Below are 10187 nucleotides of genomic sequence, written 5' to 3'. Positions count from 1 at the left end.
CGAGCACCCGGTCCGGGTCGGGCAGCGCCCGGTAGCGGACCCGCCCGTCGGCGAGCACGAACGCCCCGACGGCCCGCCCGTCGCGGGTCACCGGCACCAGCGCGGCGGCCGGTGAACCGGGCAGCGCCAGCACCGGCCCCACCGGCCCGGCCGTCGTCGGCCCGGTCGCCTCCACCGGGGTACGTGGCACCGGCGACGGGCCCAGCGTGGCGGGTCCGGTCGGGTTGAAGATCGCGGTCATGGTGCTGCCTCCTTATCGACTGTCGGACGTGCCGGTGCCGGCGGCGACGGCGGCCCGGCCCGCCGCGAGCCGGGCGACCGGCACCCGGTACGGCGAGCACGAGACGTAGTCCAGGCCGGCGTCGGCGAAGAACGCCACCGAGTCGGGGTCGCCGCCGTGCTCGCCGCACACCCCGACGGTCAACTCCGGGCGGGTGGCCCGCCCCTGCGCCACGGCCAGCCGCACGAGCTGACCCACCCCGGCGGTGTCGAGGCGCTCGAACGGCGACACCTCGAAGATCCCCCGCTCCAGGTACGCCCCGAAGAACGACCCCTCCACGTCGTCGCGGGAGAACGCCCAGGTGAGCTGGGTCAGGTCGTTGGTGCCGAAGGAGAAGAACCGCGCCTGGGTGGCGATCTCCCCGGCGGTGAGCGCCGCCCGGGGCACCTCGATCATCGTGCCGATCGGCACGGCCGGCGCGTCGGGCACCGTGGCGAGCACCCGCTCGGCCTCCGCCCGGACGACGGCCAGTTCCCGCACGTCACCCACCAGCGGCACCATGATCTCCGGTCGGGGGTCGCCGCCGTCGCGGACCCGCTGCGCCGCCGCCTCGGCCACCGCCCGCACCTGCATGGCGAACAACCCGGGCACCACCAGCCCGAGGCGCACCCCGCGCAGCCCCAGCATCGGGTTGGCCTCGTGCATCCGGCGGACCGCCGCCAGCAGGTGCCCGTCGCGTCCCGGGTCCCGACCCGACGCCTCGGCGTGGGCGACCCGCGCGGTCAGCTCGTGCAACGGCGGCAGGAACTCGTGCAGCGGCGGGTCGATCAGCCGGATCGTCACCGGCAGGCCGTCCATCGCGGCGAGGAGTTCGGTGAAGTCGGCCCGCTGCAACGGCAGCAACGCGTCCAGCGCGGCGGTCACCTCGTCCGGCCCGTCGGCCAGGATGAGGCGTTCCACCAGCTCCCGCCGCCCGCCGAGGAACATGTGCTCGGTGCGGCACAGCCCGATGCCGGCGGCACCGAGCGCGCGGGCCCGGCGGGCGTCGGCGGCGGTGTCCGCGTTGGCCCGCACCCCGAGCCGGCGGACCGCGTCGGCGTGCCCGAGCAGCCGGTGCACCGCCGCCACCAGCGGGTCGGCCTGCGGGGCCAGCTCACCGGCGAGGTACCGGGCGACGGGGGAGGGCTGCACCGGCACCGCACCCGGGTAGACCCGGCCGGTGCTCCCGTCGATCGAGATCACCTCGCCGGCCCGGACCACCCGGTCGCCCACGGTGAACTCGCCCCGCTGCGGGTCGACCACCAGCGCGTCCGCGCCGCAGACACACGTGCGGCCCATGCCCCGGGCCACCACGGCGGCGTGCGAGGTCTTCCCGCCCCGCGCGGTGAGCACCCCGGCGGCGGCGATCATGCCGGGCAGGTCGTCCGGGTTGGTCTCCCGACGCACCAGGATCACCGGCCCGTCGGCGGCGGTCGCGGCGGCCGAGTCGAACACCACCCGACCCACCGCCGCCCCCGGCGACGCCCCCACCCCGGCGGTGAGCGGCGGCGGCGCGCCGGCCAGGTCGAACGCGGGGAACATCAGCTGGTCCAACTGCGCCCCGCTGACCCGGCACAACGCCTCGTCCAGGGTGATCAGCCCCTCGTCGACGAGCTGGGCGGCGATCACGAACGCGGCGGCGGCGGTCCGCTTGCCGACCCGGGTCTGCAACATCCACAGCGTGCCGCGTTCGATGGTGAACTCCACGTCGCACAGGTCCCGGTAGTGCCGTTCCAGCGTGGCCAGGACCCCGGTGAGCTGCTGGAAGCTCGCCGGGTCGAGCCGGGCCAGCTCGGGCAGGGCGACGGTGTTGCGGATGCCGGCCACCACGTCCTCGCCCTGGGCGTCGGGCAGGTAGTCGCCGTACACGCCGGGCAGGCCGGTGGCCGGGTCCCGGGTGAACGCCACCCCGGTGCCGGAGTCCGGGCCGAGGTTGCCGAAGACCATCGCCATCACGTTGACGGCGGTGCCCAGGTCGTCGGGGATGTGCTCCTGCCGCCGGTAGACCCGGGCCCGCGCCGAGTTCCACGACGCGAACACCGAGCACACGGCCTGCCGCAACTGCTCCTGCGGGGACTGCGGGAACTCGTGCCCCACCGCCCGCAGGAAGATCTTCTGGTACGTCGACACCAGGTCGCGCAGCTGCGCCGCGTCCGGCCCGTCCGGGCCGGCGGTGGCCCGCAGGGCGGCCCACTCGTGGTCGAACTCCTCCGCCGGCACCCCGTGCACGGTCCGGCCGAACATCTGGATCAACCGCCGGTACGAGTCCCACGCGAACCGGGCGTCGCCGGTGCGGGCGGCCAGCCCCGCCACGGTGACGTCGGTGAGCCCGATGTCCAGGATCGTCTCCATCATCCCGGGCATCGAGTACCGGCCGCCGGAACGCACCGCCAGCAGCAGCGGGTCGTGCGGGTCACCGAGCCGCCGCCCCACCTGCCGCTCGACCCGCCGCAGGTGGGCGTCCACCTCCGCGAACAGCCCGGCGGGCGGCGAGCCGGTGGCCAGGTACGCCCGGCAGGCGTCGGTGCCGATGGTGAAACCCGGCGGCACCGGCAACCCCAGCCGGGTCATCTCGGCGAGGTTCGCGCCCTTGCCGCCGAGCAGGTCGGCCCTGCTGCGGTCACCCTCGATGAAGTCGTAGACGTACCTGGTCATGGCCCCGGCCTCCACTCCACTCGCCGGTCGGAACTGTCCCCTCGTTGGTAGCAACGCCGGGGCGCCCACCGGCAGGGCCGGACGGTACGCCGACCGGGCCACAGGTCCCGAGGTGTCGGTGCCGGTGCGTATCCTCCGGGCGGTGACCGCCGATGTGTCCCTGCGCCCGGTGCGCGACGACGACCTGCCGCATTTCTTCGCCCACGAGCAGGACCCGGAGGCGGCCTGGATGGCGGCGTTCGGCCCGGCCGACCCGACCGACCGGGCGGTCTTCGACGCGCACTGGGCCCGCATCCGCGCCGACCCGACCGTGGTCAACCGCACCGTCGTCGCCGACGGTGCGGTGGTCGGGCACGTGGCGGCCTTCCCGGTGGACGGGCACACCGAGGTCAGCTACTGGATCGACCCGCGCCGGTGGGGGCGCGGCCACGCCACCGCCGCGCTGACCGCCCTGCTGCGGGAGCTGCCGCACCGGCCGTTGCGCGCCCGCGCCGCGAAGGACAACCGGGCCTCCCTGGCGGTGCTGCGCAAGTGCGGCTTCGTGATCGTCGGCGAGGATTCGGGATTCGCCGACGGCCGGGGCGTCGAGGTCGAGGAGTGGCTGCTGGAGCTGCCCGCCGTCCCCGCTGACCAGGGCGGGCACTAGTCTCGCGGGGTGAACTGGCTGGAACTCGTCGGCTGGGCCGGCTCCGCGCTGCTCGTCTGGTCGCTGCTGCAGACGCGCATCCTGCGGCTGCGCGCCCTCAACCTGGTCGGCTGCCTGATCCTGATCGGCTACAACGCCGCCGTGCAGGTCTGGCCGATGGTCGGCCTCAACGTGGTGCTCGCCGTGATCAACGTGTGGTACCTGCGGAGGATGCTGGCCACCCGGCACGACGACCGCGCCTACCAGGTGGTCGAGGTGGGCGTCGGCGACCAGTTCCTGGCCCACACGCTGCGGGTGCACGCGGCCGACATCGCCCGGTTCAACCCCGACTTCCGCCCACCCCCGGCCGACGCCGACCGGTCGGCGTTCCTCGTCGTCCGCGACGACGAGGTGGTCGGGGTGGTGCTGTCGCACGCCGAGGCCGACGGGATCGCCCAGATCGACCTGGACTACGTCACCCGCCGCTTCCGCGACTTCACCCCCGGCGAGTTCGTCTACCGCCGCAGCAGCCTGTTCACCGACCGGGGGTTCCGCCGGGTGGTCAGCCCACCCGGCATGGTCGCCCCCTACTACCACCGGCTCGGCTTCCGCCCCGAGGGCGACGCGTACGTCCTCGACCTGACGCCCGCCGCCGCCGGACGCGGCTGACCACCACCCGCCCGCCCAGGCCGACCCGCCGCAGGTCACCGATCGTGGCCGCCGGGAGGGTTCGCGGACCGCGCGGTTGGGCACAGACTGGGCTACGCCGGACGGGTCCTCCGTCCGGCGGCGTCGGCGGTGTCGCCGACGCCCACCGCCTGAGGGAGAGTGCCGGGCGTGCAGAGCTACTGGAGCCAGTTGGCCCTGGTCGGAGTCCTGGTGGTGCTCAACGCGATCTTCGCGGGCAGCGAGATGGCGCTGGTGTCGCTGCGGGACAGCCAAGTGCAGCGGCTGGAACGCTCCAGCCGGGCCGGCCGGGTGCTCGCCCGGCTCGCCAAGGACCCGAACCGCTTCCTCGCCACCATCCAGATCGGCATCACCCTGGCCGGGTTCCTCGCCTCGGCCGCCGCGGCGGTCTCCCTGGCCAGGCCGCTGGTGCCGCTGCTCGGGTTCCTCGGCGGGGCCGCCGAGACGGTGGCCATCGTGCTGGTCACCCTGGTCCTGACCTTCGTCACCCTGGTCTTCGGTGAGCTGGCCCCGAAGCGGATCGCGATGCAGCGCGCCGAACGCTGGGCGCTGCTGGTGGCCCGTCCCCTGGACATCCTGTCCAGCTTCACCCGCCCGGCGGTGTGGCTGCTCGGCGCCACCAGCGACCTGGTGGTCCGGCTCGCCGGGGTCGACCCGAAGCACCAGCCCGACGAGATCGGCCCGGACGAACTGCGCGACATCGTCGCCGGCAACCACGGCTTCACCAAGGAACAACGCACGATCATCGCCGGCGCGGTGGAGATCGCCGACCGGCAGCTGCGCGCGGTGCTCGTACCCCGGTTGCAGGTCTTCACGCTCGACAGCGGGACCACCGCGGAGGCCGCCCGGCTGCTGCTGGCGGCCACCGGCCACTCCCGGGCCCCGGTGGTCCGCCACGGCGGCCTCGACGACGCGGTCGGCGTGATCCACCTGCGTGACCTGGTGGGGGTGCCGGACGACCGGCCGGTCGACGACTGCGCCCGCCCGCCGATGCTGCTGCCCGACTCGCTGCCGGTGGTCGACGCGTTGCGCCAGTTCAAGGCCGAGCGGCAGCACATCGCCCTGGTGGTCGACGAGCGGGGCGCGGTCGACGGCATCGTCACCCTGGAGGACATCCTGGAGGAGATCGTCGGGGAGATCTACGACGAGACCGACCGGGACGTCCGCGCGGTGCGCACCGAGGCCGACGGTTCGCTGGTGCTGCCCGGCACCTTCCCCGTGCACGACCTGACCGACATCGGCGTCGAGGTGCCCAACCGGCCCGCCGGCGACTACACCACCGTCGCCGGCATGGTGCTGTCCTGCCTCGGGCACATCCCCACCGTCGCCGGGGAGCAGGTCACCATCGACGACTGGGAGATGACCGTCACCGGCGTCGACCAGCGCGCCATCACCCAGATCCGGCTGCACCACGCCCCGACCACGACCCCCGTCGACGAGCAGGAACCCGTCCGCGACGAAGCCCACGCCTGACCCGGCCCCGGCGTCAGTCCGAGGGGGCCGGGTCGCCGAACGGGAAGCCCGGCACGGGTGGCAGCAGCTGCACCTGGTCGGCGGGGACCTGGCGGGTGTCCCGGCTGAGCGCCCGCGCGGTCACCCGGATCACCCACGGCCCCGACGGGTGCCGCTGCGCCCCGATCAACCGGCCCCACACCCGGCTCCACCAGTGCCGGGTCACCAGCACGTCGGTCAGCCGCAGCCGGCCGTCCGGGAAGTCCCCCCGCACCACCACGTCCACCACCCGCCCCAGCCGCCGGCCGTGCAGGTCGTACGCGGTGCGCCCGAGCAGCTCACCCGCTCGCACGGTCGGCCCCCGGAATCCGGTCGATCAGGTGTCGCCGCAGCCACGTCTCCACCGGCGGGCGGGGCAGCTCGTCGGCGCGGGCCCGCAGCCGGACCGCGCTGTCGATCCGGGTCACCTGGCCGAACGGGATGCGCAGCGGGGCCGACGCCTCCTCGGTGAACCGGTCGGCGAGCGCCACCAGCAGCCGCCCGACCCGGCCTCCGATCCGCCGCCCGAGCGCGCCCTGCCCGGTCAGCAGGCACGCCACGTACGGCAGGCCCCCGTCGTCGACGGCGAACTCGACGTCGTCGACCTTGCCCAGCAGTAGCCCGTCGGCGTCGACGATCTGCCGGTCGAGCAGCTGCCGGCCGAGCTGCATCCTCACCGCCCCATCCCCGTCCCCACCGCCAGCGGGACCGCCGCCACCGATGCCGCCACGATCACCAGCAGGAACACCGCGCCGAGCAGGTTCAGCCACGGGCCGTTCACGTTGTCGCCCAGGTAGGTCCGGTCGTTGGCGACGACCAGGATCGGCAGGTACGTCAACGGCAGCACCACCGCGCTGGCGATGAGCATGTACTCGGTCAGCCGCACCGGGTCGACGGTGGTGGACAGCAGCAGCGTCGCGGCCAGCACGCTGACCAGCAGCACGCTGTGGAACCGGGCGGCCTCCCGGGGACTGACCCGCTTGCCCCACTGCCAGCCGAAGTACTGCGCCGCCGCGTACGCCGCCGACAGCCCGGTCTCCAGCGCGGCCCCGAAGGTCACCGCGAAGAACGCCAGCGCGGCGACCGCCAGCCCCACCCCGCCGAACGCCAGCACCACCGGCTCGGCGACCTGGTCGAGGGTCGACAGCGACACCCCGGCCGGGTGGAACACCACGGTGGCCGTGGCGATCAGCGACAACGCCAGCAGGCCGCCGACCGGGAAACCGATGAGCACGCTCGACCGGGCGTCGGCCAGGTCGGCGGCGCTCCAGTTCTCCTCCACCCCGCCGGAGGAGAAGAAGAACACCTCGTACGGGCTGACGGTGGAGGCGAACAGCGCCACCGCCACGAACCAGTACGCCCCCGAGCCCTGCCCGGCCGTGCCGGGGTGCAGGGCGTCGTGGCCGAGCGCCGCCCAGTCCGTCGGCAGCCAGAACAGCGCCACGGTGAAGACCAGCAGGGTCAGCCCGGCCAGCCCGAACACCCGCTCCATCAGCTGGAACCGCATCCGCCACAGCACCAGCCAGACCGCGAACGCCGCGACCGGCACCCACAGCAGGTAACTCACCCGGGAGGCCAGTTGCAGCGCCAGCGCCACCCCGCCCAGCTCGGCGGCCAGGGTCAACACCGTGACCAGGTAGGACGCCGCCAGGTTGAGCAGCGCCACGCGGGGGCCCAACCGCTCCCGGACCAGGTCGAACACCGCCCGTCCGCTGACCGCCGCGATCCGGCCGGCCATTTCCGCGTACGCGCAGATGCCGACCACGCCGAGCAGCAGCACCCAGGCGTGGGCCATGCCGAACCGGGCCCCCGCCTGGCTCGCCGCCACCAGGTCGCCGATGTCGACGAAGCCGCCGATGGCCGAGAGCACCCCGAGGGTGGCGGCGAGGAGCTTCCTCACGTGGGGACGGGATCGGCGGCGGTCATCGAGGCGACGATATCGGCGCAGTGCCTCTCATACCGGGCGAACCGGTCAGGCTCGCCGCCCCCGCCGGGGGTCAGTCCCGGGTGAGGTTCTGCAAACGCACCTGACCCCGGGAGACCAACCGGCCCTCGGCGTCGGTGATCTCCACCTGCCAGAGCTGCTGGCTGCGCCCCCGGTGCACCGGAGTGCCCACGGCCACCAGCTCGCCCTCGCGGACCGCGCGGAGGAAGTCCGTCTGGTTGGAGACCCCGACCACACTGCCCCGGTCACCCAGCCAGAGCGTGCCGCCCACACTGCCGACCGTCTCCACCACGGCGCAGTAGACCCCGCCGTGCAGGATGCCGGCCGGCTGGTGCAGCTCGGGCCGCACCTTCCACCGGATGACCACCCGGTCCCCGCTGGCCTCGTCGAAACTCAGCCCCAGCAGACCGACCAGACCGTCCGTCATCTCCGGGATCTCCACGGCTGTTCCTCCTCGTCGCACCGGCCCGGCCAGCCTAGTCGGGCCGCCGGCCGGTAAACCCGGTACGGCCGCAGGTCGGCAATGGGGGAGAATCGGTGACCGTGACCGACAGCAACCTCCCGCACGGGCGGGACTCCCTGACCGAAGACCTGCGGTGGCGCGGCCTGATCCAGGACTCCACCGGCCCCGACGAGCTGCGCGACCTGCTCGACGGCGGGGCGGCCACCTTCTACGTGGGCTTCGATCCGACCGCGCCCAGCCTGCATGTCGGCCACCTGATGCAGGTCACCACCGCCCGCCGGCTCCAACTCGCCGGGCACCGGCCGCTGCTGCTGGTGGGCGGCGCCACCGGTCAGATCGGCGACCCGAAGGAGAGCGCCGAGCGCACCCTCAACCCGCCCGAGGTGGTGGCCGGCTGGGTGCAGCGCATCCGCGACCAGCTAGCGCCCTTCGTGTCGTACACCGGGCAGAACGCGGCGCAACTGGTCAACAACCTGGAGTGGACCGGCGAGATGTCGGTGGTCGAGTTCCTCCGGGACGTCGGCAAGCACTTCCCGGTCAACAAGATGCTGGCCCGCGAGGTGGTGCGGGCCCGGCTGGAGACCGGCATCAGTTTCACCGAGTTCAGCTACCAGCTGCTCCAGGCCAACGACTTCTTCGAGCTGCACCGCCGGCACGGCTGCCAGCTCCAGTACGGCGGTTCCGACCAGTGGGGCAACATCACCGCCGGCGTCGACTACGTGCGTCGCCGGGGGGCCGGCCCGGTGCAGGCGTTCACCACCCCGCTGGTCACCCGCTCCGACGGCACCAAGTTCGGCAAGACCGAGGGCGGCGCGGTCTGGCTCGACCCGGAGATGACCAGCCCGTACGCCTTCTACCAGTTCTGGGTCAACGCCGACGACCGGGACGTCACCCGCTACCTGCGCTACTTCAGCTTCCGCTCCCGCGAGGAGCTGGAGGCGCTGGAGAAGGAGACGGCGGAACGCCCGGCCGCCCGGGTCGCCCAACGCGCCCTCGCCGAGGAACTCACCACCCTGGTCCACGGTGCGGAGGAGACCCGGCAGGCCGTCGCCGCCAGCCAGGCCCTCTTCGGCCGGGGCTCGCTGGACGACCTGGCCCCGGAAACGCTGCGGGCCGCGCTGACCGAGGCCGGCCTGGTGCAGCTCACCGGTGAGCTGCCCGACGTGGCCGGGCTGCTGCGCGACTCGGGTCTGGTCGGCGGGCTCAAGGAGGCCCGTCGGGTGATCACCGAGGGCGGCGCGTACGTGAACAACACCCGGGTCACCGACGTCGACGCCACCGTCGACCCGGCCGAGCTGCTGCACGGGCGTTACCTGGTGCTGCGCCGGGGCAAGCGCTCCTTCGCCGGGGTCGAGCTGCGTCCCTGACCCGGTGGGCCGTCCTCGCCGTCCTCGGCCGGTCCCGTCCGTCCCCGGTGGGCCGGCCCGCCGGGGACGCACGGGACGGTGCGCGGCAGTGTGACGTGCGACGCGTCCGCCGGATTTGACGATCAACTTGGCGGACGCGTAACTTTCTCTCTGCCAGCGCGGAACGGACGAACCGGGGCGAATGCCTCGCAGGCCGGAGCGCGGTGTGAGGTTCCGACTTCGTGGGGTCGCCCCTGCGGAGCACGGACCGGGCGGTGCCCGGATCGGCCCGGGGGGTCGATTTGGTGAGGCGAAACCGACCGGGTAGTGTGGGACGCCGGCAGGGAACCGGGCGTGCTCGCGGGAAACCGCAGCGGCCGGCCTGGCGACAATCACGATGTTTTCCGGTGTGAGCCGGGGGTGTTCGTGGTGTGTGGAAATTGTGGTTGATGTGGTGTGGATCGTGACAGAGCGGTTTGACACGGCGGATACCATCGGGTAACGTGGTAAAAGTGCCTGGCGCGGAAGCGCGGGGCGCGGTGAATGAGATGCCCCAGGTCGGGGGTTCTGCTGTTGCGGGGCTTCCGGGTGGTGTGTGGTTGTTCTTTGAGAACTCAACAGGGTGCTTGTAAAGCCAGTGCCAATTGTTTTATACCCCGTGCCGGCTGAATCTTCGGGTTTGGTTGGTTTGGGATTCCTTTGGCAACATGTTTGTT

At 73.2% G+C, this 10187-nt stretch carries 9 protein-coding genes and 1 pseudogene; 4 read left to right on the top strand and 6 right to left on the bottom strand.

Annotated features, from left to right (window positions below; genetic code table 11):
• Together H1A17_RS31935 and ppdK are read right to left on the bottom strand one after the other, a co-directional pair.
• A pseudogene (locus H1A17_RS31935) lies at window positions 1–241 on the bottom strand (hypothetical protein); the annotation flags it as partial.
• A 12-nt stretch (window positions 242–253) separates the two neighbouring features.
• The gene (ppdK, locus tag H1A17_RS31930; RefSeq protein ID WP_194823615.1) at window positions 254–2914 is read right to left on the bottom strand and encodes a pyruvate, phosphate dikinase; all 2661 of its coding nucleotides are present in this window, start codon (window positions 2912–2914) and stop codon (window positions 254–256) included.
• Window positions 2915–3056: 142 nt separating this feature from the next.
• Here ppdK and H1A17_RS31925 point away from each other — a divergent pair, with 142 nt between their 5' ends.
• The 3 genes from H1A17_RS31925 (at window position 3057) to H1A17_RS31915 (ending at window position 5699) form a co-directional block, all read left to right on the top strand.
• Window positions 3057–3560, top strand: coding sequence for a GNAT family N-acetyltransferase (locus H1A17_RS31925; RefSeq protein WP_145918975.1), 504 nt, complete (start codon window positions 3057–3059; stop codon window positions 3558–3560).
• A gap of 9 nt (window positions 3561–3569) precedes the next feature.
• Window positions 3570–4208 (top strand): YgjV family protein, encoded by a 639-nt coding sequence (locus H1A17_RS31920; RefSeq protein ID WP_145918976.1) that lies wholly within the window; start codon window positions 3570–3572, stop codon window positions 4206–4208.
• Between the two features lie 168 nt (window positions 4209–4376).
• Entirely contained in the window at window positions 4377–5699 is a 1323-nt protein-coding gene (locus H1A17_RS31915) for a hemolysin family protein (RefSeq protein ID WP_309236918.1), read from the top strand.
• A gap of 13 nt (window positions 5700–5712) precedes the next feature.
• On the opposite strand, the gene H1A17_RS31910 is transcribed toward H1A17_RS31915, so the two are convergent.
• From H1A17_RS31910 to H1A17_RS31895, 4 genes are all read right to left on the bottom strand, one after another.
• A complete protein-coding gene (locus H1A17_RS31910) occupies window positions 5713–6030 on the bottom strand; it encodes a PRC-barrel domain containing protein (protein ID WP_145918977.1) in 318 nt (105 codons plus the stop codon).
• A complete protein-coding gene (locus H1A17_RS31905; protein WP_228544629.1) occupies window positions 6017–6388 on the bottom strand; it encodes a hypothetical protein in 372 nt (123 codons plus the stop codon). The genes H1A17_RS31910 and H1A17_RS31905 overlap by 14 nt, the downstream gene beginning before the upstream one ends.
• Before the next feature lie 2 nt (window positions 6389–6390).
• Window positions 6391–7617, bottom strand: coding sequence for an NRAMP family divalent metal transporter (locus H1A17_RS31900; protein WP_194823613.1), 1227 nt, complete (start codon window positions 7615–7617; stop codon window positions 6391–6393).
• Window positions 7618–7714: 97 nt separating this feature from the next.
• The gene (locus H1A17_RS31895) at window positions 7715–8089 is read right to left on the bottom strand and encodes a PaaI family thioesterase (RefSeq protein ID WP_194823617.1); all 375 of its coding nucleotides are present in this window, start codon (window positions 8087–8089) and stop codon (window positions 7715–7717) included.
• A 116-nt stretch (window positions 8090–8205) separates the two neighbouring features.
• Here H1A17_RS31895 and tyrS point away from each other — a divergent pair, with 116 nt between their 5' ends.
• Window positions 8206–9492 carry a tyrosine--tRNA ligase gene (tyrS, locus tag H1A17_RS31890; RefSeq protein WP_194823616.1) on the top strand — a complete coding sequence of 429 codons (1287 nt, stop codon included), beginning with the start codon at window positions 8206–8208 and terminating at the stop codon, window positions 9490–9492.
• Window positions 9493–10187: the final 695 nt, after the last annotated feature.

The organism is Micromonospora sp. S-DT3-3-22 (genome assembly GCF_015354745.1).
GTDB lineage: Bacteria > Actinomycetota > Actinomycetes > Mycobacteriales > Micromonosporaceae > Micromonospora > Micromonospora wenchangensis.
The sequence above is the reverse complement of the archived record's forward strand: the minus strand, read 5'-3'. Positions and strand labels throughout refer to the sequence as shown.